A 23,700-nucleotide genomic window follows, 5' to 3' on the forward strand; every position below is an offset into this window, starting at 1 on the left:
TAACAGACGCGCCCTTGGCGAAGCCGCAGGCGGGGCGGCGTGCGTGCGCAGATGTGCTTAGCCGCCGCTCCGCCAAGAACAGCGAGCCAAGAGCGCTGCGCGGCAACCCAAGCAAACGTGCGACCTCTGGCGGCAGCCTGCCGCCGCCAGTGTGCGCTCAATTGACGCCGAGCTCAGTTTAGGCCGGCGAAGCCGTATTTTCCGGTGCGACGACGCCGCCGGCACAATAGTTACCCCACGCCTCCATCAGCCTGACACGCGCGCCCGGCTGCGCTGGTGTGCCGAGATAAGTTGTACGGCGATAGGCTGCCTGCACCGCGTCGGGTGTCTTGTGAGCCAGCGCGGCCTCGACCACGGCGTCGGCGAAGTCTTCGTTGGCCGCCCAGTCGGTGAATGTGGAGCGAAAGCCATGCACATGGAACGGCTCGCTCATGTCGCGCAGCACTTTGAGCAGCGTCATATCGGACATCGGCTTTCCCGCTACGCCCGGAAAAACAACATCGGTATCAGGAAGGCGGAAGGCATTCGCTTTGGCGAGCACCGCCAGCGCGGCGTCAGACAGCGGCACCATGTGCGCGTTGCCCCGCTTCATGTGATCGGCCGGAACGGTCCAGAGGCGCCCTTCCAAATCGAATTCGGACCATGTCGCGAGCCGAACCTCCTGACTGCGCACGCCCGTAAGAATCAACAGCTCGAGCGCCAACCGCCCGAATGCCGGCTTGCGATGCAAAGCCGCGATGAAGTGGGGCATCGCGCTGTAAGGCATCGCCTTGCGATTCTCGCGCGATTTCACCTGGCGGGGCAGTCCGCGCCCGGCTTTCAGGCTGCTGTTGCCCGAGGGAGCTTCGGTGGAGCGCCAGCCTTTCGCGTGTGAATAATCCAGGACGACGCAGATTCGGTTGCGCACCTGACGCGCCGTTTCGGGAATCTCCTGCCAGATCGGCAACAGCACATCGATGATGTCCGCCGCGGCGATTCCTCCGGTCGCAACATCGCCCAATTTCGGAAAAGCGTGAGTCTCGAGGCTGGCAAGCCATTGCCGCGCATAGATGGCGCTTTTCCATCCCGCCGCATTTTCCATATGATATTGGCGGGCCGCCTCGCGGAATGTCACCTTGGCGGCAGCTTCGCTCTTTCTTTCCGCCAGTACATCGCGACGATCGATCTTTACGGCCTTGCGAAGTTCGTTGGCCTTTTGACGAGCCTCCAAGAGCGATAACAATTTGGCGCTGCCCAAGCCGATGTCATGACGCTTGCCGTCACGTTGGAGACGCAAAAGCCAATACGCTCCACCGCTTTTGTTCACCTTCAAAAACAGCCCGTCGCCGTCTTGGTATGTACCAGGACGTGTCATAGCTGCCTTAATTGCCAAAGCTGTAAGCTTTTTCATAGGGTTAACCCCAAATTCTCTCCCCACACTTGGGAGGCCGATTCTCGAAGGTCAAAAAATCTATCCCCACATTCCTCCCACAGTTTTCACTGCGCTGCAGTGATATGGAATGGGATGCAGAGGACTGAGCCAAGCGAGTATACGCTAGGTTTTCTGCCATTTCTAGGGATTTTTGGGATGCCCTCGGACCGGAGGGTGGTGGACAGGGCTGGATTCGAACCAGCGTACGGAAACCCGGGCAGATTTACAGTCTGCTGCCTTTAACCACTCGGCCACCTGTCCTTGGGGCCCGCTTTGGGAAGCGGTCCAATGGCGAAACGAGGCTTGCCTGTCAATGCCGCTCGTGGGAAAGTTAGGGTCAGAACCTGATAAATGCGCGTTCGAGGTTTGAGGCGATTTTGTTCAGGGCAAGAAGGCGAGCCGCAGGCATATAAACATATTCCAAGGCGCGCCGCCGCAGCCATGGACAAAATCGGTCAAATCCCGCAGGGACAGCAAAATGGCTTCGATCTCGAACGAAGATGCCCTTGGCAACAGAACCACTGTTCCCGGCGGGCCTCTTCGCCCGATATCTTCGCCATTTTGCTGCCTCGAACGCGCATTTATCAGGTTCTGACCCTTAGCATGAGACAATTTTCCCGCCACCGCCGCCCGCAGGGCCCGTCCGGCCGCGGCCAGGCCGTCCGTTTCTGGGGCCGTCACGCCGTCCTCGCCGCGCTCGCCAACCCCGAACGCACCGTCAAGCGCATCTGGGGCACGCGCGAAGCGCTCGGCCAGCTCGACCTGCCGCCGGTGATTCCGATCAGCTACGCCGACGTCGCCGACCTCGCGCGGCTCGTCGCGCGCGACGCCCCGCACCAGGGCCTGGTGATCGAGGTCGATCCGCTCGAGGAAATCTATCTCGGCGATCTGCTGCAGGCGGAAAGCGATGCCGGCAGCAAGCGGCCGCTGGTGATTCTCGATCAGGTCACCGATCCGCACAATATCGGCGCGGTGCTGCGTTCGGCCGCCGCCTTCGACGCCGCCGCGATCATCACGCAGGACCGCCACAGCCCGCCCGAAAGCGGCGTCATCGCGCGCTCGGCGTCGGGCGCGCTCGAAAGCGTGCCGTGGGTGCGCGTCGTCAACCTGTCGCGCGCGCTGGAGGAGATCGCCGAGGCGCAATATTGGCGCATCGGGCTGATGGGCGACACCGAGACGACGCTCGCCTCGACGCTCGACGGCAGCAAGGTCGCGCTGGTGCTGGGGTCCGAAGGCGACGGGATGCGCCATAACGTCATGGAGCATTGCGACGTGCTGGCGAAGCTGCCGATCTCGCCGCGGATGGAGAGCCTCAACATCTCGAACGCCGCGGCGATCGCGCTCTACGCGGTGGCGACATCTGGCAGCTAACCCGCGTCATTGCGAGCGCAGCGAAGCAACCTCCAGCTATCGGCCCTGATTGGCGGCCGATAGCTGGAGATTGCTTGGTCGCTACGCTCCTCGCAATGACGATATGCTGCGTTTAATCTTCGGCAGCAATCCGCACGCGCAGGCCATCGAGCGCGTCGCTGAACGGAATCTGGCACGACAGGCGCGAGGTCGCGTCGCGGTCGGTGGTCGAATCGAGCAGGTCGTTCTCGTCCTCGCTCATCGCGGGCATCGCGTCGGTGGCGCCCGCCTCGACATGGACGTGGCAAGTCGCGCACGAGCAGCAGCCGCCGCACAGCGCGAGCAGTTCGTCGAAGCCCGCGTCGCGGATATTTTCCATCACGGTCAGGCTCGTGTCGCCCTCGATCTCATGCTCGTTTCCATCGCGCGTCACCACAATCAGCTTGGCCATGCTCATCCCCATAGTTTCTTGTCGCAGGCGCTATGTCGCGCGTTGCGCGCCAAATCAAGCGTTGCTAATGACAGCCCTGGGAACAAAAGGAGAATATTGCGATGAGCTTCGGCCAGGATCAGCTCAATGCCGGAATCGACGCCATCGCCGCGATCGATGCCAATTTCGCGCGCGCGCTCGGCAATGCCGGCTATCCGCCGCCGCGCATCCGCGAGCGCGGCTATACCACCCTGCTCCGTACCATCGTCGGCCAGCAGGTGAGCGTCGCCGCCGCCAATTCGATCTGGAACAAGCTGGAGGCGGCGTTCGGCGCGGGATGTCCCGCCGAGGTCATGGCCGCGGCCGAGTTCGACGCACTGCGCGCCTGCGGCCTGTCGGGGCAAAAACAGGGCTATGCCAAGAGCCTCGCGCAGCTCGTGCTCGACGGCGAACTCGATTTCGATGCCCTCCCCGCCGACGACGAGGAAGCGATCGCCCTGCTCACCAAGGTCAAGGGCATCGGTCGCTGGTCGGCGGAGATCTACCTGCTGTTCGCGGAGGGCCGCCCCGACATCTGGCCCGCGGGCGACCTTGCGGTGCAGGAAGCGGTCGGCCGCATCCTCGGGCTGGACGCGCGGCCGAGCGAAAAACAGGTCCGCGCACTCGCCGAACACTGGCGCCCGCACCGGGGCGCGGCGGCGATCTTCAGCTGGCATTGCTATAATATGGACGTGATTTAGAGGTGCGGCACCGGCCTCCTCCCCTCGTCATTCCCGCGAAAGCGGAAACCCAGTATCTACGGAAAATACAAAAAGGCCGGGCGGAGCATCCTCCACCCGGCCTTTTGATCTCTTGCGAAGCGAAGAGGCTTATTTCTTCGCCGCCGCCTTCTTGGCCGGAGCCTTCTTGGCAGCAGCCGGCTTTTCGCTAGCTTCGGCCTTCGGGGCTTCGGCCTTGGGAGCCGCGGCCTTCTTCGCGGGGGCCTTCTTGGCGGGCGCGTCCTCGGCCTTGGCCTCTTCCTTCACCACGTCCTTCTTGGCGGCTGGCTTCTTCGCAGCAGCGGCCTTTTTGGCGGGCTTGTGGTCGTGGTCATGGTCGTGGCCACAGCCAGGGCCGTGGACATGATCGTCATCGGCCTCGATCGCCGCCTCGATCTCTTCGCGCGTCACTTCGCGGTCGCTGATCTCGGCCTTCTCGAACAGGAAGTCGACGACCTTGTCCTCATAGAGCGGGGCGCGCAGCTGCGCGGCGGCGAGCGCGTCCTGCTGGACATATTCGACGAAGCGCTGGCGGTCCTCGGGGCGGTACTGCTGCGCCGCCTGCATGATCAGGCGCTGCATTTCCTGCTGTGACACCTGCACGCCATGTGCCTGGCCGATTTCCGAGAGGAGCAGGCCGAGGCGGACGCGGCGCACCGCGATCGAGCGATATTCGTCGCGATCCTTTTCGAGTTCGGCCTTCGCCGCCTCGGGGTCTTCCTCGTGGCTCGCCTCATGCTCGAGCTGCTGCCAGATCTGGCCGAACTCGGCCTCGACCATCGTCGGCGGCACGTCGAAGTCATGCGCGGCGGCGAGCTGGTCGAGCAGCTTGCGCTTCATATAGGTGCGGGTCAGGCCGTTCAGTTCCTGCTCGACCTGATCCTTCATCAGCTCCTTGAGCTTGTCGAGGCTTTCGAGGCCGAGCGACTTCGCGAACTCGTCGTCGATCTTGGCTTCGGCCGGAACCTTCAGCTCCTTGACCGTGATGGCGAATTCGGCGGGCTTGCCCTTCAGATTCTCGACCGGATATTCATCGGGAAACGTGACCTTCAGCACCTTCTCGTCGCCGGTCTTCACCCCGACGAGCTGGTCCTCGAAACCGGGGATGAGCTGGCCCGAACCGATCTCGACCGCCATATCCTCGCCCGTGCCGCCGTCGAAGGCGACGCCGTCGACGCTGCCGGCGAAGTCGATGATCACCTGATCGCCGGTCGCGGCCTTCTTCGTCTTCGGCGCTTCCTCGAAACGCTTCATCTGCGCGGCGAATTCCTCGATCTTCGCCATCACCGCCTTGTCGTCGGCGGGAACGGTCAGCCGCTCGAGCTTCAGCCCGTCGATCGACGGCGCCGCGATGTCGGGCAGCACTTCGAGGCTGACGGTCAGCTCGGCATCCTTGCCGCGCTCATAACCATCCTCGAGCGCGACCGCGGGCTGCAGCGCGGGGCGCAGCTTGTTGTCGGCCATCAGCTTCTGGACGCCCTGGTCGATCGCCTTGTTGAGCGCGTCGGCCGACAGCGCGTCGGCGTGCATCTTGCGGATGAGGTTCGGCGGAACCTTGCCGGGGCGGAAGCCGGGCATCCGCACGGTCGGCGCGATCGCCTTCACTTCGTCATCGACGCGCGCATCGATGTCCTTCGCGGTGATGGTCAGGCGATATTCGCGCTTCAGGCCTTCGTTCAGCGTTTCGACGGTCTTCATTGCCTTGATCTTATCCTTGCTCAAAATCTCGTATCCGAACCCCCGCCCCATGGCGGAGTTCCCAGTCCCGGCCTGCGGCTCCCCGGCCTGCTGTTCGCGAAGGTGGTGCGGGCGAAGGGACTCGAACCCCCACATCTTGCGATACTGGTACCTAAAACCAGCGCGTCTACCAATTCCGCCACGCCCGCTTGAGAAGCTTTCGGCCGGGTGCACGAAATCGCGCGCTGCCGCGCACGCCCGTGCGGGCCGCGCGGGGCTATAGCAGAGACGCGGCCAAGGGCAAGGGCACAAAGCCGCCTTTTCCGCCCCGAATGCGGGAGGCGGAACATGCCCCGCGCCCGTTCGTTGGGGAATCGAGGAGAATGACCATGACCGCCGCCCCCGACCCGCTTCCCAAGCCGAAGCCCGACACGATCGAACCGCAGTCGCCGCCCGAAAAGCCGGTGCAGCCGACCCCGCTCGAAGACCCGGCAGGCCAGCCGCAGGAAATCCCCGGCGGGCCCGGCGGCGGCGACATCGACCAGCCCGGCCGCGGCCCCAGCGAGGTGCCGCCGCAGCAGATTTGATACCCCCCTTTCGTCGTTCCCGCGAAAGCGGGAACCCAGAGCGTGCATCGGCTGACCCCACGCTGGGTTCCCGCTTTCGCGGGAATGACGAAGGATGGGTTGCAAAGGGAGACTTGACCTCCTCCCCCCTTCCCCGCCACGGCATCGGGCGAGGGAGAAACACATGAAGTCCATCGCCACGCTCGCCGCGCTGTTGCTGATCGCCACGCCCGCTGCCGCCCAAGACACCACCCTCTATCGCGGCGGCACGATCATCACGATGGACGGCGGCACGCCGCATCTGGTCGAAGCCGTGGTGACGAAGGGCGACTGCATCGCCTTCGCCGGCGACGTCAGGGCCGCGCGCAACGCCGCGGGGAAGGATGCGGCGATTCGCGACCTAAAAGGCGCGACGATGCTCCCCGGCTTCGTCGACGCCCATTCGCACTTCGCGGTGGCGATGCAGATGGCGGACGGCCTCGACCTCTGGGACAAGACGCTGCCCCCGGTGACCGACATCGCCTCGCTACAGGGCGTCATCCGCGACTATATCGCGCGCAAGGCGATCCCGAAGGGCGGCTGGGTGATCGTCTGGCAATATGACAACGAAAGCCTGGCCGAGAAGCGCCACATCACCCGCGCCGAGCTCGACGCCGTGGCGGCGGACCGCAAGATCGTCGTGCTGCACCAGTCGCTCCATGCGCTCGTCGCGAACAGCGCCGCGCTCGCCGCCGCCAAGCTCACCGACGCCAGCCAGCCGCCGCCGGGGGGCATGATGCTGCGCGACTCCGACGGCCATCTGAACGGCGCGCTGCTCGAAAAATCGACCTTCCTGATGCTCGCCGCGATGCCGCAGCTTACGCCCGAACAGAAGCTCGCGCGGCTCGAAGCAGCGCAGCAGCGCTATTTTGCGGAAGGCTATACCCACGCGCAGGACGGCGCGACGATGCCCGCCGACCTCGCCTTCTTCACGAGTTCCGCGGCACGCGAGCATCTCAAGATCGATCTCGCGCTGCTGCCGCTCTACACCGGGCTCGACGCGCTGCTCGCGCGGCCCGATATCCGCTTCGGCGAATATGACGGCCATGTGAAATTGCAGGGGATCAAGGTCATCCTCGACGGATCGGTGCAGGCGCGCACCGGCTATTTCACCCGCGACTATGCGCGCGGCGCCCCCGACGGCAGCCATCCCTGGCACGGCGCCCCGGCGATGGATCAGGATGCCTTCAACCAGCTTGCCAAAAAGGTCACCGGCCGCGGCTGGCAGATCTTCGTCCACGCCAACGGCGACGCGGCGATCGACATGGCGATCAGGGGCTTCGACGCCGCCGGGATCAAGGCCGCCGACGACCGCCGCCCGATCGTCATCCACTCGCAGTTCCAGCGCCGCGACCAGCTCGCCGACTACAAGCGCATCGGGGTCGGGCCGTCCTATTTCTCCAACCATGCCTGGTACTGGGCCGACGTCCACCGCACCAATTTCCCCAAGGAGGTCGTCGATTTCATCAGCCCGCTCAAGTCGGCGCGGGCGGCGGGACTGACCCCGTCGAACCACAGCGATTACAGCGTCACGCCGCTCGATACGCGCTTCATGCTCTGGACCTCGATGGCGCGCGTTTCACCGACCGGCGTGGTCAGCGGGCCGGACGAACGGCTCGGCGCCTATGAAGCGCTCGAAGCGCTCACCACCGGCCCCGCCTGGCAAGCGTTCGAGGAAAACCGCAAGGGCCGGATCAAGCCCGGCCTGCTCGCCGACTTCGTGATCCTCGACAAGAATCCCCTGAAAACGCCCGTTGACGGGATCAGGGACATCCGCGTCCTTGAAACGATCAAGGAGGGGAAGACGGTGTGGCAGGCGCCTCGGCGCTAGGCGTTTCAGGCGCCGGCGCTTCGGGAACAGGCGCGGCCGCCGGCTCGACTTTCGGTTGGCCCGGCTTCGACAGATAAGCGGCTTCTCCGGCCGCGCGGCCGCGCCCCTGCTTGCCGTCAATGCGATTGACGAGCCCGCCAACGCTGTTGCCGAAGGTTCCGCCATAGACGAAAGCAGGATGGACCAGCGGCTTCGTCGCCAGCCATCCGGGCACCGCGACATCGCTCTCGCCGCGCGGCCTGATATCGAGCCGGTTCGGCACGGGTTCCACCCGCCCGCCAAACAGCGGGCCACCCAAAAGCTTCACGGCGTTCATCTTGGTGTCCGGATTGTCGGACTCTTCGCGCTTCGGCTCGAAGACGCCAAGGTCGACGAGTTCGCCCGCCTTCGCTTCGAAATGATAGCTGCCGAGCGAAAAACTCGTGTCGGCCGATCCCAGCGACGCACCGCTCGCCCCCGTACCCGCGATCACCCACGTCCCGGGATCGATCTCGATCAGATAGAGGCGCCGTTTCGCGTCTTTTTCGACCGGGTCCTTCAGCGCCACGATTCCCGGACGCACCTGCTTCGTCGCAGGGTCATAGGGTGCGAACAGGATGCCGGTGGTGACATGGCTGGTCCCCAGAATCTTCACCTCGACCGGATCGACCTGGACAAGAAGATAGGCTTTCCCTGCCTTCATCTCCTCCGCCGACTTGATCTTCGCATCCGCCGCGGGCGCGATCAGCATCAGCGCCGCCGCGAACGGCAGGCCGCTCCTCTTCCCCATCATTCGTACATTTCCTTGCCTTCGGGCGCTTCGCTCGCCGCGAGCGCGAACCATTTGTCGATGCGCTCAGCGGTATCGTCGGTCTTCTCGATCGCCTTCCATTCGGCCTTGTCCATCTCGAAGCGGCGATAGCCCTTGTCGGCGAGGCAGATGCGCTCGACCTGCCATTGCAGCCGCCGGTTCGTGCCGCCATCGAGCAGCGCGATCATCAGCGTCGCGATTCCCGCCGCCATAGCCGACTGGCCGGTCGTCAGATTTTTATCATTCCAGATTTGCCGATCGATCGCGTCGGTGTTGGTCGAAAGGCGTGCGACACCGCCCGCCAGCGCGTCGCAGGTCAGCCGGTCGTCGAGATAGGCCTGGCGATCGACCCCGGGCTTGTTGAAATAATAATAGTCCCGCGCCGCCGCAGGCGCGGCGCACAGCAGCGGCACCGCCAACCCGGCAACAAAAAACGCCCTCATCGTCGCCCCCGGCCTCCTGCCCCGGGGCCTTGATGCGCCGACGTCTTGCGTTCCGCAAGAGCGATATTCGCGCGCCTCAGCCGTTACAGAAACGCACGAAGCGCGTGATCGCGTCCTTCCCCTTCGCGGTCGCGGCCATGTCGGTCGTTTCGCCCGACGCGGTCAGCCGCAGCCAGCCATTCGCGGCAAAGGCGCGGATCAGCGGCGATCCGCCTGCAATCTCCTCGGAGGAGAAATAGGGCATTTCCTCGGCATCGGTCGTGCCCTTGAGCGCCAGCCGCGCGTCGCCCGACGCGAGTTCGATCATGGTCAGTTCGGGATCGCCGCCGGTGATGCTCGCGAAGATGCGGCCTCCGCCCTCTTCGCAGCTCAGCGCCAACGGCTGATCGTCGGTATCGGCGACCTCATAGGCGAGGATCGCGCTTTGCGTGCGCTCCTCGTCATTGACGCGCATCGTCCAGTCATAACCATCGCTCACCGCGGGCGCGCCCGCCGCGCTTGCGACGCTACAGAGCGCCAGAGCCAGAACGCCACCGACCGGAGCCAGGAACCGCTTCATCATCGTCCACCCTTCGTGTCATGTCCGCACTGTTTCCATGCCAATGACATCGAAGTGCCTGAATTCGCTGTGAACCGGATCACGCGCGATCAGGCAAGCGCCTTTTTCAAGAGCTCGTTTACGACCTGCGGGTTCGCCTTGCCCTGCATCGCCTTCATCGTCTGACCGACGAAGAAGCCGAACAGCGCTTCCTTGCCGCCCCTATACTGCTCGACCTTGTCGGCATTGGCGGCGAGCACCTTGGCGATCTCGGCCTCGATCGCGCCGGTGTCGCTGGTCTGCTTGAGGCCCTCGCGATCGACGATCGCCGCCGCGCCATCGCCGGTTTCGAGCATCTTCTCGAACACCTGCTTGGCGATCGTCCCCGAAATCGTGCCGTCGGCGACGAGGCCGAGCAATTCGCCCGCCTGCGCCGGAGCGACCGGGCAATCCTCGAAGCTCCTGCCGAGCCGGTTGAGCGCTCCGAACAGCTCGCTCGTCACCCAGTTCGCCGCCGCAGCGGGCTTCGCGCCGGTTTCGAGCAGCGTGTCGAACCACAGCGCGCTCTCGACCTCGGCGGTCAGCACATCGGCGTTATACGCCGAAATCCCTTCGCTCAGGTAACGCGCGCGCTTGGCGTCGGGCAGTTCGGGCAAGGACTCGCGGCATTCCGCCAGAAACGCATCGTCGAGTATGAGCGGCAGCAGATCGGGATCGGGGAAGTAGCGGTAATCATGCGCATCTTCCTTCGACCGCATCGAGCGCGTCTCGTTCCGGTCGGGATCGTAAAGGCGCGTTTCCTGAACCACCGTGCCGCCGCTTTCGATCAGCTCGACCTGACGCTTCGCCTCGCCCTCGATCACCGCCATGACGAAGCGCACCGAATTGACGTTCTTCGTTTCGGTGCGCGTCCCGAATGCGTCGCCGGGTTTGCGGACGCTGACGTTCACGTCGGCGCGCATCGAGCCCTCTTCCATATTGCCGTCGCACGATCCGACATAGCGCAGGATCGAGCGCAGCTTGCGCACATAGGCTCCGGCTTCTGCGGGCGAACGCATGTCGGGGCGCGAGACGATTTCCATCAGCGCGACGCCGCTGCGGTTGAGATCGACATAGCTCATCGTCGGATGCTGGTCGTGCATCAGCTTGCCCGCGTCCTGCTCGACATGGATGCGCTCGATCCCGATGCGCTTGGCCTCAGCAATCCCCGCCTTTTCATCTTCCTCGATCGTCAGCGAACCTTCGCCAACAAGCGGATGATAAAGCTGCGAAATCTGATAGCCCTGCGGCAGATCGGCGTAGAAATAATTCTTGCGGTCGAACCGCGACCATCTGTTGATCTCGGCCTCGATCGCCATCCCCGTGCGCACCGCCTGACGGATGCACTCGCGGTTCGGCACCGGCAGCATCCCCGGCATGGCCGCGTCCACGAGGCTCACCTGCGTATTCGGCTCCGCCCCGAACGCCGTCGCGGCGCCCGAGAACAATTTGGCGTTGGAGGTGACCTGCGCATGGACCTCGAGGCCGATCACGACCTCCCACTCGCCGGTTTCGCCCTTGATGCGATAGTCGCTCATTTCCAGTTGCACTCCAAACCTTCGGTATGGGCGAAGCCGTTGTAAATCGTCGCTCCACCGCTTGTCACGTCCAACACCACGACTCCGGTCCACTCGACATGGCGAGGGTGCATGGAGACGGTCATGCCGTCATATTTATGGCCCGCTTGGCTGACCTTGCCACGCCAGCCCAATCCCGGCTGCCCGACATTCACGCCCGTTTCCGAAATATTGATCTCGAAAGGGTCTGCCAATTCGCCGTCGATAGTTTCCAAGAAACCCCATCCGTAGACGGGTATGACGACGACCGGGGTCATCTTACCACCATCTCTCCGCCCGCGCGGTAAACCCGGCGCGTTTCTCGATCGCCAGTCCCGCGTTCAGCACGCCCTGCTCATCGAAGGCGTTGCCGATGATCTGCAGCCCCAGCGGCAACCCTTCGCGGTTCAGCGCCGCGGGGACCGACATCGCGGGCAGCCCCGCGAGGCTCGCGGGCACCGCGAACACGTCGTTCAAATACATCGACAGCGGATCGGCGGTCTTTTCGCCGAGCCCGAACGCCGCCGACGGCGCGGTCGGCGCGAGGATCACGTCGCACGTCTCGAACGCGGTCGAAAAATCGCGCGAAATCAGCGTCCGCACCTTTTGCGCCTGCGTGTAATAGGCGTCGTAGAAACCCGCCGACAGCACATAGGTGCCGATCATGATCCGGCGCTTGACCTCGGGCCCGAAGCCGTCGGCGCGCGTCGCGGCATACATGTCCTGCAAGCCCGCGCCCTGCGGCAGATCGCGCAGGCCATAGCGCACACCATCGTAACGCGCGAGGTTCGACGACGCCTCGGCGGGCGCGATGATATAATAGGCCGGCAGCGCATATCGGGTGTGCGGCAGGCTGATCTCGACAACCTCGGCCCCCGCATCCTTGAGCATCGCGATGCCCGCATCCCACATCGCATCGATATCGGGATCGATACCTTCAAGACGATATTCCTTGGGAATACCGACCGTCTTGCCCTTGAGATCGCTCGACAAAGCGGCTTCCCAATCGGGCACCGGCAGGTTCAGGCTCGTCGCATCCTTCGGATCGAAGCCCGCCATATTTTCGAGCATGATCGCGCAGTCGCGGACGTCGCGCGCCATCGGGCCCGCCTGATCGAGCGAGCTTGCGAACGCCACGATGCCCCAGCGCGAGCAGCGGCCATAGGTCGGCTTGATCCCCGAAATGCCGGTGAAGGCCGCGGGCTGGCGGATCGAACCGCCGGTGTCGGTGCCCGTCGCCGCGGGGCACAGCCGCGCCGCGATCGCCGACGACGAACCGCCCGACGACCCGCCCGGCGCGAGCGGCGCGTTTCCGCCGTCCTTGCGCCGCCAAGGTGAAATGACGTTGCCGAAATAGCTCGTCTCGTTCGACGACCCCATCGCGAACTGGTCGAGGTTCAGCTTGCCGAGCATCCCCGCGCCCGCATCCCACAATTTCTGCGACACGGTGGACTCGTAACGCGGCACGAAGCCTTCGAGCATATGGCTCGCGGCGGTCGTCTGGACACCGTTGGTCGCGAACAGATCCTTCATCCCGATCGGCACGCCCGACAGCGGCTTCAGCGTTCCAGCGGCGCGATCGGCATCGGCCTGCTTCGCCGCCGCGATCGCATGCTCGGGTGTCTCGACGATGAACGCATTGAGCGCCTTCGCGCCCGCGACATTGGCGTTGAACGCCTCGGCGACCTCGACGGCGCTGAAATCGCCCGCACGGTGCCCGTCGCGAATTTCTGCAACGGTGAGATTCGTAAGATCAGTCATTTCCCAAACCCGCTCGTGCTGAGCTTGTCGAAGCACCGTTCTTCATTTTTCGAACGGTGAAGAGAAGAACGGCCCTTCGACAAGCTCAGGGCAAACGGAAAAAGAGCAAGGCGCATCATTCGATCACCTTCGGCACACCAAAGAAACCGTGCTGCGGCGCCGGCGCGTTCGCGAGAATATCGTCGCGGCGGTTGCCGCCGGTCAGCGGATCGGCATCGACAACATCGTCGCGCAGCCGCAGCGTATTCGGGATCACCGCGGTCATCGGCTCGACCCCGGTCACATCGACCTCGCCGAGTTGTTCGACCCAACCGAGGATGCCGTTCAATTCGCCTTCCATCGCGGCGGCTTCGGCATCGCTGATCGCGATGCGCGCCAGCGACGCTATTTTTCGGACTGTTGCCTGATCGATTGCCATCTTTATCGCCTTATCGGGAGAAGCTGGGCCGCTAGCATCCTCGCCTGTGCGCTTCAACACCCACCTTCGTCATTCCCGCGAAAGCGGGAACCCAGCGAGCAGCCGTCGGAACCGGGTTCCCGCTTTCGCAGGAATGACGAGGTTATTCGAAATCATCCCCCACCGGCTTGCCGTTCACGAAGACCTGTTGCCGCGTGACCGGCCGCACCTCGACAGTCGCCCGCTCCAGATCGCCGGTCGTCAGGCCGGGGCCGGAACCGCCGCGCCCGAACGCTTCATAATCCTGATCCCACGCGCCTGTTTTAGGATCGTGCACGAACAATCCCACATTGTTGCCGCGGCTGACCACAGCAATGCGCCCCTCGCCGAGCCGATAGGCGATACACGGCGCGGCCTTGCACGGACCGCGCGTATCGAGCGCAACATAAGCTTCGGGCGGCAGCATCGCGCCCACAGGGAGCACCCGCACCTTTTCCTCGATCGTCTTTGCCGCAAAGGCGACGTTGCTTTCGTCACCTTCGGCGCCGGTCGCGTTCAAATCCCAGCGATCCTTCGCCTTGAGCGCCCAGCCCGCAAGATTCGCCCGCTCCTTGTCAGGCGACTTCGCAAGCCCCGCCAGCGCCTTCCGCCCGCTCGGCCCGAAATCGAACGCCATCGCCGCCCAGTCGAACTTTTCGGCCTTCACCGCCCCGCTTTTCAGCCGCGCGACCTGATCGCGCGTCGAGATCGCGCCGAAATCGAGGATCGGCAGCGCGAGGAACGCCGCGAGCAGCATCAGGCCGATCGCCAGCCTCTGCTGCAGCGGCCGCAGCGCATCGTCGAAATCCTTGCGCCCGCGCGCGACCGCCCAGACCCCGATCGCGCCATAGGCGAGCGCCACCATCGCCGCGATCACGCCCCAGATCCGCTCGGGGGTCCAGCCATATTGGATCACGCGCAGATGCATCGAATAGAAGGCGATCACCGCGAGCGGCAGCACCGCGACGACGAGCACCGCCGCCGCGCCGTGGAGCAGCCGGTTGCCCGCCCGCTCCTCGCGCCCGTTGCCGATCGCGGCATTGGCGAGCAGCACCGCGAAGGCGGCGGCCGCCATCATCAGCGCCGCGGTCGAGAAGCCCGACGCCCAGAGCTTCGCCAGCCCCGTGCCCGCGAGCGACAGCAGAAAGACCACCAGCGCCGCCGCCAGCACCGGCGCGAGCACCGACAGGATGATCATCACCAGCCGCTGCAGGGTCGCGACCAGCCTGTCGCGCTCGCGCAAAAGCCCCACCGCACCGCCGAATGCCGCGCCCGCAAGCATCCAGCCGAACCATTCGTCGTTCAGCAGGTCAAAGATCAGGTTGATTCCGATCAGCTTGAACATCTGACCGATCAGCACGACGAGAAGAAAGGTCAGCCCGGTGAACGCCAATCCCGCCGCGCCGATCACGGCGTCGGTCCACGCATGGCTGTGCAGCCGCTCATAGGGCATCTGCCACAGCTTCCAGAAGCGCCAGTCCGCCGCCACGTCGCGCCGCGTCTGGAACAAGGGCGTCGCGACCAGGACTGCCAATATCCCCGACCAGAACGGCCACTCGAACGGCGACCCGTGCAGATTATAGCCCGCCGAATGCCAGCTGATCAGCCCGATCGCGGCGCCCCAGAGCAGCGCGAAGCCCGCCGCCCAATGCCAGCGCCGCCGTTCGACCCCGAGCAGGAAGACGACGGTCGATACCGCGACAAAGGCGGCGAGCGCGTCGGGCAAAGGCGCCGGCTCGGCGACATATTTGCGGTCGACCAGCATATGAAAGAGCAGCCCGGCAGCCGCGCCGATCGCCGCCATGATCCACGGCCGCCGCGGCCAGGGCAGATCCTTCGCGTCGAGGCGGGCCGAAACTCCGAGCGACTCGGGGGCGGGCGGCGTGGCGGGCGCGTCGGTCATGTGCGACATCTACCTTCTATATTCGTCATGCTGAACTTGTTTCAGGGTCCATGACCTGCCCTCCCGGCCTGCACGGCGCTCAGTTCGAGAACAGTCCATGGACCCTGAAACAAGCCGGGGCTACCCCCTTGGTATCCCTATACATTCCACACTTCGTCATTGCGAGCGAAGCGAAGCAATCCAGAGTGGCGTAAACCGCCCTGGATTGCTTCGCTTCGCTCGCAATGACGAGACCACGGACGCGAACGATATTATGGCCAAACAAGTTCAGGGTGACGGGTATTGGAAGGACGGCTAGAAACTCGCCAAAACCTCTCCCACTCGCATGGAGCCCCGCTTGGCCCGCAAATTCCTCTACGCCATCGCCGCGATCATCTTCATCCTTCTCGGCTTCGGCGTCGCCTATCAGCTCAACCCGGCATGGTTCGGCCGCGCGGTGTTCGTGCCGTCGAGCCAGTTCGTCGAGCAGGCGGCGGCCGCCCCCAATGCCTATGACGATCCCAAGATGTGGTTCGCGCGGCCGGGGCTCGAAAATGATCCGGCAGACTGGCGCCCGCCCTCGGAAGACGGCGAAAGAAAGCCGTCCGCCGCCGACAAGCTGATTCCGCCCGCCAAAGCCGCAACGGCCGCCGATGCCGATGCGACACCCAGAGGCGACGCCGCGATCTTCTTCATCCACCCGACGAGCTACTACAGCAAGGCGAGCTGGAACGCCCCGCTCGACGATGCCGACGCCAATTACCGCGCCAAATTGTTCATGCAGGGCATGGCGAGCGCCTTCGGCGACGCGGGTGAGGTCTGGGCGCCGCGCTACCGCCAGGCGACGCTCGGCGCCTTCCTCGCCGAGGATCGCGTCACCGCGGGCAAGGCGATCGACGCCGCCTATCGCGATGTCGAACAGGCGTTCGACGCCTTCCTCGCCGCAATCCCCAAGAATCGGCCGATCATCCTCGCCGGCCACAGCCAGGGCGCGCTGCATCTCACCACCCTGCTCAAGAACCGCATCGCCGGCACCCCGCTCGCGAAGCGCATCGTCGCGGCCTATGTGATCGGCTGGCCGATCAGCGTCGACACCGACCTCGCGGGCCTCGGCCTCCCCGCCTGCCGGACCCCCGAGCAGAAAGGCTGCATCCTGAGCTGGGCGACCTTCGCCGAGCCCGCCGATACCTCGATGGTCACCGGCGCCTATGACGGCACGATCGGCTTCGACGGGCGCCCGCGCGCGGGGACGCGGATGCTCTGCACCAACCCGCTGACCGGCATTCCCGACACCGCCGCCGGCCCCGACGCGAACATCGGCACGCTGAAACCCGCCGAGGGCTTCAAGGCAGGCGAGCTGATCGCGCACAAGGTCGGCGCGAAATGCGACGATGACCGCGGATTCCTGCTGATCGGCGACGCCGACGCGGCCAAGGCTTACGCGCCGAGCTATGTGCTGCCGGGCAACAATTACCACGTCTTCGACATCACCCTCTTCTGGGCGAACGTCCGCGCCGACACGCTCCGCCGGCTCGCGACCTATGAAGGCAAACCCTCGCCCGTCCCGCCCCCGGCGCTGCCGGTGGCGGCAACGCCCACCTCGCCTCCCTCATCAGCCGCCGCCAAATCCTGACATCGTCATTGCGAGGAGCGAAGCGACGCGGCAATCTCCAGCCATCGCCCTTGCGTTTGGTTGCCCGCTGGAGATTGCTTCGCTTCGCTCGCAATGACGGCTAAGGGGCGAGGATGATCACCACCGCCGCCCCCGATTTCGCCGCCGCGCTCCCCAATGGCGGCCGTCTCGCAGGGCTCGACGTCGGCACGAAAACCATCGGCGTCGCCTTCTGCGACGCGAACTGGTCCTTCGCGACCCCCGACAAGACGATCGTGCGCAAGAAATTCTCGGTCGATTTCGAGGTGCTCAAAACCCTCATCGCCGCCCAATCGATCGTCGGCCTCGTCGTCGGCCTGCCGCTGAACATGGACGGCAGCGACAGCCCGCGCACCCAGAGTACCCGCGCCTTCGCGCGCAACCTCCTGCCCCTCGCCCTGCCCATCCTCCTCTGGGACGAGCGCTGGTCGACCGCCGCGGTCGAGCGCGCGATGATCGCCGCCGACGTCAGCCGCGCCAAGCGCGCCGAGCGCGTCGACAGCGCCGCCGCGGCGTTCATCCTGCAAGGCGCGATCGACGCGCTGACGCGCTGAACCTCCCCGGCACGGGGAGGGGGACCATGCGAAGCATGGTGGAGGGGCACAGGCGGTTTGCGCAGCGCCTGCATCGAGCTCGGGATTCGTCCGCACCTGCCCCTCCACCACCCTCCGGGTGGTCCCCCTCCCCGTTCCGGGGAGGATCATGGCTTGCCCTCTCCACCAATCCTCCCTAAACGCTCGGCTTTAATGACAAGCGCAACAACCCGACCCGCCAGCGACTATCCGCCCGGCGGCGATGCCTTTCGCCATCGCCACCTGACCGGCATCGCCCAGCTCACCCCGTGGGAAATTTCCTACGTCCTCGACGCCGCCGAAGAGTGGGTCGAGATGAACCGCAGCGGCGCCGCCAAGCACGACGACCGCCTCGCCGGGCTCACCATCATCAACGCCTTTTTCGAAAATTCGACCCGCACCTTGCTGTCGTTCGAGATCGCCGGAAAGCGCCTCGGCGCCGACGTCGTCAACATGCACGCCGCGCAGTCGAGCGTGAAGAAGGGCGAGACGCTGATCGACACCGCAATGACGCTCAACGCGATGCGCGCCGACGCGATCGTCATCCGCCATGCAAGCTCGGGCGCGGTGCAGCTCATCGCCGGCAAGGTCGATTGCCCGGTGCTCAACGCGGGCGACGGCCGCCACGAGCATCCGACGCAGGCCTTGCTCGACGCGCTCACCATCCGCCGCCGCAAGGGAAAGGTCGAGGGGCTGACCGTCGCGATCTGCGGCGACGTGCTGCATAGCCGCGTCGCGCGCTCGAACATCCTCGCGCTCACCCTGCTCGGCAACGAGGTCCGCATCGTCGCGCCGCCGACGCTGACCCCGCCCGCGATCGAGCGGATGCATGTCACGACCTTCACCGACATGGACGAGGGGATTGCGGGCGCCGACGTCGTGATGATGCTCCGCCTCCAGAACGAGCGCATGGACGGCGCCTATCTGCCGAGCGCGCGCGAATATCATGCGCTCTATGGCCTCACGCCGAAGCGCCTCGATCTTGCGAAGCCCGACGCGATCGTCATGCACCCCGGCCCGATGAACCGCGGGGTCGAGATCGACAGCAGCGTCGCCGACGACCCGACCCGCTCGACGATCACCGAGCAGGTCGAAATGGGCGTCGCCGTCCGCATGGCCTGCCTCGACATCTTGACCCGCCGCCAACGAAAGGTGCCGGGATGGAACTGACCCCGCTCCTGATCGCGAACGCGCGCCTGCTCGGCGGCGAGACAGCGAGCCTGCTCGTCGCCGCCGGGCGCATCGCCGCGCTGAACCCGGCCGAAATCCCCGACAAGGCCGAGACGATCGACGCGAAAGGCCAGTGGCTCGCCCCCGGCATCATCGACCTCGGCGTCTTCGCGACCGACAAGCCCGCCTTTCATTTCGGCGGCATCACCCGCGCTGCGCTGATGCCCGACAGCGGCCCGCTCGACAATTCGGGGCTCGTCGAACGCGCCGCCAAGGGCGGCAAGCCCGACCTCTGGGTCCACCCCCTCGCCGCCGCCACGAAAGGCCTCGAGGGCAAGGAACTCGCCGAGGTCGGCCTGATGAAGCAAGCGGGCGCCCGCGCCGTCGCCACCGGCCGCGCGCGCATCGCCGACGCGGGCGTGATGCGCCGCGTCCTGTCTTACGCCGCCTCGCTCGGCCTCACCGTCATCGCGCACGCCGAGGACGAGGGGCTGACCGCAGGCGCGGTCGCGACCGATGGCGAGATGGCGACGCGGCTCGGCCTCGCCTCCGCCCCCGCGATCGCCGAGGCGATGGCGATCGCCCGCGACCTTTGCCTCGTCGAGGAGACCGGCGCACCGATCCACTTCCGCCAGGTCACCACCGCGCGCGGGCTCGATCTCATTCGCGACGCCAAGGCCAGGGGCCTCCCCGTCACCTGCGGCATCACCCCGGCGCACCTGTTCCTCTCGGACACCGCGATCGGCGATTTCCGCACCTTCGCGCGCCTGTCGCCGCCGCTGCGCAGCGAGGACGATCGTCACGCCTGCCTCGCCGCCATCGCCGACGGCACGATCGACATCCTCGCCTCGGGCCACGACCCGCGCGGGCCGGAAGACAAGCGCCTCCCCTTCGCCGAGGCGCAGCCCGGCATGGCGGGCGCCGAGACCCTGCTCGCCATGGGTCTCCAGCTCGTCCGCGACGGCCATGTCACCCCCGCGCGCCTCTTCGACCTCCTCGCCGCGACCCCCGCGAAGCTGCTCGGCCTCGACGCCGGACGCCTCGATCCGGGGCTGGAAGCCGACCTCATCCTGATCGACGAGGGCACGCCGTGGCAGGTCGATGCGAAGAAGATGGCCGCCTATGCGGGCAACACCCCCTTCGACGGCATGCCCGTTCAGGGCCGCGCGACCGCCGTATGGAAGGGCGGCCAGCGCATCCGCTGATCGGGATGCCGTTTTCGGCAACACGGTCCCGACAGAACCTTCCTGTTCCCCCGCGAAGGCGGGGGCCCATCTCCGGACCTATCGCTCTCAACACACTCGGCTTGGCAACGAAACGGCAGGAGACGGGCCCCCGCCTTCGCGGGGGAACGGGTCGAATATCCGAAGCGCACGCGCTTTAGAACTTCTTGAGGACTCCGCAAGGACGGAGCGCCGCTGCCCTGCCTAGAAAGGGTGCGACGCCGACATTGTGCGGCCGCGCGGCGCGGGGCATAAGGGGTCGGGGTCGCAATCAAGGGGGTAATCCATGCGCATTGCGGCGAAATCCATCCGGCTGGGCCTGGCCGGCATCGTGGCGGCGGGCCTTGCAGCCTGCTCGGGACCGGGCGATCAGGCGGCGTCGTCCGCCGACGCCGCGACGACCGGCGGCGCACCCGTGGCTGCGGTCGCGGCGAAACCGGCGAGCGGCCCGGCAAGCTGGACGCTGCCGATGACCGCGAAGAGTCTGACCGCAAGCGACCATGACGCGATCATGAAGGCCGCGGGTTTCGGCAAGTTCGGCAAGGTCTGGGCGGCCGACGCGGATTCGGCGAAGGGAGGCTGTTCGGCGGGCATCGACGACGCCCTGTTCGACAACCGTCCCTCGATCCGCGACCTCAACGGCGACGGCAATCCCGAAGTCGTCGTGACCGACACCGGCACCTATTGCTACGGCAACACCGGCCAGGGTTTCGCGATCGTGAGCTGGACCGGCAGCGGCTGGAAACAGCTGATCACCACCTCGGGCATCCCGATGTTCATCGCGCGCAAGGGATCGCCCTGGCCCGATGTCGAAATCGGCGGCCCCGGCTTCTGCTTCCCGCGCGCGCGCTGGTCGGGCAAGGATTATTCGGGCGACGGCGGCTGGTTCTACGACGGCAAGCCGTGCAAGAGCCCGGAGGAGCGCGACCGCGAAGAACAGGCCGCGATGACGGCGCCCGTCGCGCCCGCGGGCCAGCCCAGGATGGTCGCCGGTCTCCCCGTTCCGATCGGCTTTTATGTCATCGGGACGAAATGCGCGGGCGCGACCGCGAAGGACGGGATACTCATCTCTCCGGCCGGCTGGCAGGACATCGATGGCGACTATGCGATCAAGCCGGTGAAAGATCTGGGCGGCGGCAAATACAAGCTCGGCGACGCTGTCGATGTGGCGCAGGTCACCGGCCCGCGCAGCTTCATCGCGGAGCCCGGCAAGGAATATCAGCGCGTCTTCACATGGTGCGGGGCCAACGCGCCGCGTTAATGGAATTACGGCACCGGCCCGCTCCCCCTCCCGGCCTCCCCAACGATAGTAACCTATGGGAGACCGGGAGGGGGAGCGGGCCGGTGCCGCGATCGCGAAAAAAGAAGCCCGTCGGAAAACCGGCGGGCTTCAAGAAAAACAGGAAGGCTATGGTGGGCCGCCCTGTGCTTGGGTCGCAGAGACTGAATGCGCGATTCCCGGGACAATTTCGCTACCCGATCAGGTAGCATTGCATTTTTTTCTTCACCGTTGTTTGGTGGCACCGGCGGTTTTCCGTCGAAGCCCGCCGCCATTCTCGACCGGGGACCAATGTGCCGACCGACGATCTTCCGATATCGACCGACCGCGACACGTCCGCGGAATGGGAGGTTCTGAACGATCTGATCGGCCGCATCTATGATTCGGTGCTCCATCCCGAACGCTGGAACGATACGCTCGCGCGGATCACCGGCGCGCTCTGCCCGCTGCGCTGGGAATCGGCCTTCATCCTTTGGGAAAGCAACAACCCGCCGCGCGCGCGCTTCGTTGCCGCGTCGGGTCTCGCGGCGGGAATCCAGGAAATCTACACCGCGGTCTATGCCGGCGCGCACCCCTGGTCGCAGCGCTTCGTGCGCTATCCGAACGGCAGCGTCGTCGACAGCTACGACATCGTCACCCGCGAGGAATTCTACGAATCCGAATTTTTCCGCAATTTCCTGAAACCCTATGGCATCGACCGGCTGATCGGCGTGCTGCTCGACCGGCGCGGCGGCGAGCGGATGGGGCTGATGCTGCCCGGCCCCGGCGACCGCGATACCGAGCCGCTGAAGCGCGGCCTGCGCGTTCTCGCCCCGCATATTCAACGCGCGATGCGAATCAGCGACCGCCTCGCCTCGCTCGAGCTCGCCGCTGGGGCCGCACGCGCCGTCGCCGACGCGGCGCCCTTCGCGATCTTCAGCCTCGACGATCAGCTCGGCATCCTCGCGGCGAACAGCCGCGCGGCGCGCTATGCGGACGCCGGCTTCATCCGCATGACCGGCGACCGCCTCGCCTTCACCCACCCCGCCAGTCAAAAGAAGCTCGCCGGTCTCGCCGCCGGGTCGGGGCCCGCCGGCCTCGCCTTTCAGGCGGTGAACGAGGCCGGCGCCGAATGCCCGGTACTCGCCGCGCGCATCCCGCGCCAGTCGGCGGCACAGATCGGCGGCTTCCAGCTCGGCGCCGCGCTCGTCGTCACCATGGGCAGCGCGCCCGGCGAAACCCCGGTGGTCGAGATCGACCGCGTCGCGCAATGGTACGGCCTCACCCCCTCCGAAGCACGCCTCGCCGTCGCGCTCGCCGCGGGACAGACGCTGCAGGATTACGCGGCGCTCCGCGCGGTGAGCCTCAACGCCGCGCGCTTCCTTCTCAAAGGTATCTTCCGCAAGACCGGCGCCACCAGCCAGGCGCAACTCGTCGCGATGCTCGCGCGGCTGCCGGGAGGCTCGGGCTGAAGACAGCATTGGGGTGGATTCCAGACCGTCCTCTATTTCCGTTCGTGTCGAGCGAAGTCGAGACACGCGAAGGCTGGCGCTTCCCACGCGTGTCTCGACTGCGCTCGACACGAACGGGAGTATAGCTTTGGCTTGTCCCCTCCCGGCCGAAACCCGCCAAAAAGAAAAGGACGCGGCCCCGCGGCCGCGTCCCTCCCTTTTGGCCTCCCGGAGCCGGGAGGCACCCCCAAATCGTTCAGCGCGCGGCCATGCGGACCGGCTTCGCTGCCGAGGCCCACTGGATGCTTTCGCTGCCGCCCATCTGGCGGATGAAACAGGCCTGACCCTTCGCCTTGAGTTCGCCGCACAGCTTCGACGCATCGCCGCGCGTCGCGAGGCCGTTGACGGTCAGGCGATAGAAGGTGCGGCCGTTCACCACCGCGGCATAGCTCGACGCCGGATAATTGCCGAGCAGCGCGCTCCGCTTCTTCAGAACGCCCCATTTTTCCTTGGCGATGCCCAGGCTGTCATAGGCGCCGAGTTGCACCGCCCAGCCCGAAGGCTTTTTGGCATCGAAGGCCATCGCTTTCGGCATGATCTTCGTCACGAGTTCGAGCGCCTCGCGCTGCGCCGGGCGGATCGCCTCGACGCGGCCGCCCGCGACGCGCGGCGCGGCGCGATAGGGCTTGGCGTCGGCCATGATGATTTCGCCAGCATTTGGGGCGGCTTTCGGTTGCGGCAATTCGGTCACCGCCACCACGCCATTTTCGTCGCGCGCCGGCATCGGCAGCTCGACCGTGCGGATCGGGCCGGGGTCGGCCGACGCCAGCACCGCGGCGGGCGCAGGCTCGGCGGGCGCGGGTTCGGC

Annotated in this window: 22 protein-coding genes and 2 tRNA genes; 10 read left to right on the plus strand and 14 right to left on the minus strand. The window is 65.8% G+C overall.

Annotated elements, in window-relative coordinates; genetic code table 11:
* Nucleotides 1–178 precede the first annotated feature (178 nt).
* Together ACE3SL_RS04980 and ACE3SL_RS04985 are read right to left on the minus strand one after the other, a co-directional pair.
* Entirely contained in the window at nt 179–1,390 is a 1,212-nt protein-coding gene (locus tag ACE3SL_RS04980; RefSeq protein ID WP_374524656.1) for a tyrosine-type recombinase/integrase, read from the minus strand.
* A 196-nt stretch (nt 1,391–1,586) separates the two neighbouring features.
* Nucleotides 1,587–1,672 (minus strand) — tRNA-Tyr (locus ACE3SL_RS04985).
* Nucleotides 1,673–2,014: 342 nt separating this feature from the next.
* Between ACE3SL_RS04985 and rlmB the strand changes: the two genes are divergently transcribed.
* Nucleotides 2,015–2,782, plus strand: coding sequence for a 23S rRNA (guanosine(2251)-2'-O)-methyltransferase RlmB (gene rlmB, locus ACE3SL_RS04990; protein ID WP_374524657.1), 768 nt, complete (start codon nt 2,015–2,017; stop codon nt 2,780–2,782).
* Between the two features lie 112 nt (nt 2,783–2,894).
* On the opposite strand, the gene ACE3SL_RS04995 is transcribed toward rlmB, so the two are convergent.
* Complete coding sequence (locus ACE3SL_RS04995) at nt 2,895–3,212, minus strand: 2Fe-2S iron-sulfur cluster-binding protein (RefSeq protein WP_374524658.1); 318 nt, start codon at nt 3,210–3,212, stop codon at nt 2,895–2,897.
* A gap of 101 nt (nt 3,213–3,313) precedes the next feature.
* Between ACE3SL_RS04995 and ACE3SL_RS05000 the strand changes: the two genes are divergently transcribed.
* Nucleotides 3,314–3,931 (plus strand): DNA-3-methyladenine glycosylase, encoded by a 618-nt coding sequence (locus ACE3SL_RS05000; protein ID WP_374524659.1) that lies wholly within the window; start codon nt 3,314–3,316, stop codon nt 3,929–3,931.
* Nucleotides 3,932–4,060: 129 nt separating this feature from the next.
* Here ACE3SL_RS05000 and tig read toward each other — a convergent pair whose 3' ends face one another.
* The gene (tig, locus tag ACE3SL_RS05005; RefSeq protein ID WP_374524660.1) at nt 4,061–5,647 is read right to left on the minus strand and encodes a trigger factor; all 1,587 of its coding nucleotides are present in this window, start codon (nt 5,645–5,647) and stop codon (nt 4,061–4,063) included.
* A gap of 103 nt (nt 5,648–5,750) precedes the next feature.
* Nucleotides 5,751–5,835: transfer RNA gene (locus tag ACE3SL_RS05010), tRNA-Leu, on the minus strand.
* Nucleotides 5,836–6,015: 180 nt separating this feature from the next.
* Here ACE3SL_RS05010 and ACE3SL_RS05015 point away from each other — a divergent pair.
* Nucleotides 6,016–6,213, plus strand: coding sequence for a hypothetical protein (locus ACE3SL_RS05015; protein WP_374524661.1), 198 nt, complete (start codon nt 6,016–6,018; stop codon nt 6,211–6,213).
* Nucleotides 6,214–6,376: 163 nt separating this feature from the next.
* A complete protein-coding gene (locus ACE3SL_RS05020; RefSeq protein WP_374524662.1) occupies nt 6,377–8,062 on the plus strand; it encodes an amidohydrolase in 1,686 nt (561 codons plus the stop codon).
* Here the strand turns inward: ACE3SL_RS05020 and ACE3SL_RS05025 are convergent.
* The 8 genes from ACE3SL_RS05025 to ACE3SL_RS05060 all read right to left on the minus strand — a co-directional run bounded on the left by ACE3SL_RS05025 (nt 8,022) and on the right by ACE3SL_RS05060 (nt 15,528).
* Complete coding sequence (locus ACE3SL_RS05025; protein WP_374524663.1) at nt 8,022–8,834, minus strand: hypothetical protein; 813 nt, start codon at nt 8,832–8,834, stop codon at nt 8,022–8,024. The two genes, ACE3SL_RS05020 and ACE3SL_RS05025, sit on opposite strands and share 41 nt — an antisense overlap.
* On the minus strand, nt 8,831–9,295 hold the full coding sequence (locus ACE3SL_RS05030) for a hypothetical protein (RefSeq protein ID WP_374524664.1): 465 nt from the start codon (nt 9,293–9,295) through the stop codon (nt 8,831–8,833). Before ACE3SL_RS05030 ends, ACE3SL_RS05025 begins: the two co-directional genes overlap by 4 nt.
* A 76-nt stretch (nt 9,296–9,371) precedes the next feature.
* The gene (locus ACE3SL_RS05035; protein ID WP_374524665.1) at nt 9,372–9,857 is read right to left on the minus strand and encodes a hypothetical protein; all 486 of its coding nucleotides are present in this window, start codon (nt 9,855–9,857) and stop codon (nt 9,372–9,374) included.
* Nucleotides 9,858–9,943: 86 nt separating this feature from the next.
* A complete protein-coding gene (gene gatB / locus ACE3SL_RS05040; protein WP_374524666.1) occupies nt 9,944–11,410 on the minus strand; it encodes an Asp-tRNA(Asn)/Glu-tRNA(Gln) amidotransferase subunit GatB in 1,467 nt (488 codons plus the stop codon).
* Nucleotides 11,407–11,706, minus strand: a complete 300-nt coding sequence (locus tag ACE3SL_RS05045; RefSeq protein ID WP_374524667.1) for a hypothetical protein — start codon at nt 11,704–11,706, stop codon at nt 11,407–11,409. Before ACE3SL_RS05045 ends, gatB begins: the two co-directional genes overlap by 4 nt.
* A gap of 1 nt (nt 11,707) precedes the next feature.
* Entirely contained in the window at nt 11,708–13,189 is a 1,482-nt protein-coding gene (gene gatA / locus ACE3SL_RS05050) for an Asp-tRNA(Asn)/Glu-tRNA(Gln) amidotransferase subunit GatA (protein WP_374524668.1), read from the minus strand.
* Nucleotides 13,190–13,304: 115 nt separating this feature from the next.
* Nucleotides 13,305–13,607, minus strand: a complete 303-nt coding sequence (gene gatC, locus ACE3SL_RS05055) for an Asp-tRNA(Asn)/Glu-tRNA(Gln) amidotransferase subunit GatC (RefSeq protein ID WP_166939344.1) — start codon at nt 13,605–13,607, stop codon at nt 13,305–13,307.
* A gap of 142 nt (nt 13,608–13,749) precedes the next feature.
* Nucleotides 13,750–15,528: a DUF4153 domain-containing protein gene (locus ACE3SL_RS05060; RefSeq protein ID WP_374524669.1), complete on the minus strand. Its 1,779-nt coding sequence runs from the start codon at nt 15,526–15,528 to the stop codon at nt 13,750–13,752.
* Between the two features lie 337 nt (nt 15,529–15,865).
* Here ACE3SL_RS05060 and ACE3SL_RS05065 point away from each other — a divergent pair, with 337 nt between their 5' ends.
* The 6 genes from ACE3SL_RS05065 to ACE3SL_RS05090 all read left to right on the plus strand — a co-directional run bounded on the left by ACE3SL_RS05065 (nt 15,866) and on the right by ACE3SL_RS05090 (nt 22,853).
* Entirely contained in the window at nt 15,866–17,140 is a 1,275-nt protein-coding gene (locus ACE3SL_RS05065; RefSeq protein ID WP_374524670.1) for a DUF3089 domain-containing protein, read from the plus strand.
* Nucleotides 17,141–17,253: 113 nt separating this feature from the next.
* Entirely contained in the window at nt 17,254–17,712 is a 459-nt protein-coding gene (ruvX, locus tag ACE3SL_RS05070) for a Holliday junction resolvase RuvX (protein ID WP_374524671.1), read from the plus strand.
* Between the two features lie 192 nt (nt 17,713–17,904).
* The gene (locus tag ACE3SL_RS05075; protein ID WP_374524672.1) at nt 17,905–18,900 is read left to right on the plus strand and encodes an aspartate carbamoyltransferase catalytic subunit; all 996 of its coding nucleotides are present in this window, start codon (nt 17,905–17,907) and stop codon (nt 18,898–18,900) included.
* Nucleotides 18,891–20,105: a dihydroorotase family protein gene (locus ACE3SL_RS05080; protein WP_374524673.1), complete on the plus strand. Its 1,215-nt coding sequence runs from the start codon at nt 18,891–18,893 to the stop codon at nt 20,103–20,105. The genes ACE3SL_RS05075 and ACE3SL_RS05080 overlap by 10 nt, the downstream gene beginning before the upstream one ends.
* Before the next feature lie 304 nt (nt 20,106–20,409).
* Nucleotides 20,410–21,384, plus strand: a complete 975-nt coding sequence (locus tag ACE3SL_RS05085) for a hypothetical protein (RefSeq protein ID WP_374524674.1) — start codon at nt 20,410–20,412, stop codon at nt 21,382–21,384.
* A 311-nt stretch (nt 21,385–21,695) separates the two neighbouring features.
* Nucleotides 21,696–22,853, plus strand: a complete 1,158-nt coding sequence (locus tag ACE3SL_RS05090; RefSeq protein WP_374524675.1) for a hypothetical protein — start codon at nt 21,696–21,698, stop codon at nt 22,851–22,853.
* 235 nt (nt 22,854–23,088) lie between these two features.
* Here ACE3SL_RS05090 and ACE3SL_RS05095 read toward each other — a convergent pair.
* A partial coding sequence (locus tag ACE3SL_RS05095; protein WP_374524676.1) for an SPOR domain-containing protein occupies nt 23,089–23,700 on the minus strand: 612 nt, incomplete at its 5' end.

Source organism: Sphingopyxis sp., from assembly GCF_041916015.1.
Lineage (GTDB): Bacteria > Pseudomonadota > Alphaproteobacteria > Sphingomonadales > Sphingomonadaceae > Sphingopyxis.

Excerpts from the sequence above, each read along its gene's own strand:
- ACE3SL_RS04980 (WP_374524656.1), bottom strand. The coding sequence starts at position 1,390 with ATGAAAAAGCTTACAGCTTTGGCAATTAAGGCAGCTATGACACGTCCT.
- rlmB (WP_374524657.1), top strand. The coding sequence starts at position 2,015 with ATGAGACAATTTTCCCGCCACCGCCGCCCGCAGGGCCCGTCCGGCCGC.
- ACE3SL_RS04995 (WP_374524658.1), bottom strand. The coding sequence starts at position 3,212 with ATGGCCAAGCTGATTGTGGTGACGCGCGATGGAAACGAGCATGAGATC.
- ACE3SL_RS05000 (WP_374524659.1), top strand. The coding sequence starts at position 3,314 with ATGAGCTTCGGCCAGGATCAGCTCAATGCCGGAATCGACGCCATCGCC.
- tig (WP_374524660.1), bottom strand. The coding sequence starts at position 5,647 with ATGAAGACCGTCGAAACGCTGAACGAAGGCCTGAAGCGCGAATATCGC.
- ACE3SL_RS05015 (WP_374524661.1), top strand. The coding sequence starts at position 6,016 with ATGACCGCCGCCCCCGACCCGCTTCCCAAGCCGAAGCCCGACACGATC.
- ACE3SL_RS05020 (WP_374524662.1), top strand. The coding sequence starts at position 6,377 with ATGAAGTCCATCGCCACGCTCGCCGCGCTGTTGCTGATCGCCACGCCC.
- ACE3SL_RS05025 (WP_374524663.1), bottom strand. The coding sequence starts at position 8,834 with ATGATGGGGAAGAGGAGCGGCCTGCCGTTCGCGGCGGCGCTGATGCTG.
- ACE3SL_RS05030 (WP_374524664.1), bottom strand. The coding sequence starts at position 9,295 with ATGAGGGCGTTTTTTGTTGCCGGGTTGGCGGTGCCGCTGCTGTGCGCC.
- ACE3SL_RS05035 (WP_374524665.1), bottom strand. The coding sequence starts at position 9,857 with ATGATGAAGCGGTTCCTGGCTCCGGTCGGTGGCGTTCTGGCTCTGGCG.
- gatB (WP_374524666.1), bottom strand. The coding sequence starts at position 11,410 with ATGAGCGACTATCGCATCAAGGGCGAAACCGGCGAGTGGGAGGTCGTG.
- ACE3SL_RS05045 (WP_374524667.1), bottom strand. The coding sequence starts at position 11,706 with ATGACCCCGGTCGTCGTCATACCCGTCTACGGATGGGGTTTCTTGGAA.
- gatA (WP_374524668.1), bottom strand. The coding sequence starts at position 13,189 with ATGACTGATCTTACGAATCTCACCGTTGCAGAAATTCGCGACGGGCAC.
- gatC (WP_166939344.1), bottom strand. The coding sequence starts at position 13,607 with ATGGCAATCGATCAGGCAACAGTCCGAAAAATAGCGTCGCTGGCGCGC.
- ACE3SL_RS05060 (WP_374524669.1), bottom strand. The coding sequence starts at position 15,528 with ATGACCGACGCGCCCGCCACGCCGCCCGCCCCCGAGTCGCTCGGAGTT.
- ruvX (WP_374524671.1), top strand. The coding sequence starts at position 17,254 with ATGATCACCACCGCCGCCCCCGATTTCGCCGCCGCGCTCCCCAATGGC.
- ACE3SL_RS05075 (WP_374524672.1), top strand. The coding sequence starts at position 17,905 with ATGACAAGCGCAACAACCCGACCCGCCAGCGACTATCCGCCCGGCGGC.
- ACE3SL_RS05080 (WP_374524673.1), top strand. The coding sequence starts at position 18,891 with ATGGAACTGACCCCGCTCCTGATCGCGAACGCGCGCCTGCTCGGCGGC.
- ACE3SL_RS05085 (WP_374524674.1), top strand. The coding sequence starts at position 20,410 with ATGCGCATTGCGGCGAAATCCATCCGGCTGGGCCTGGCCGGCATCGTG.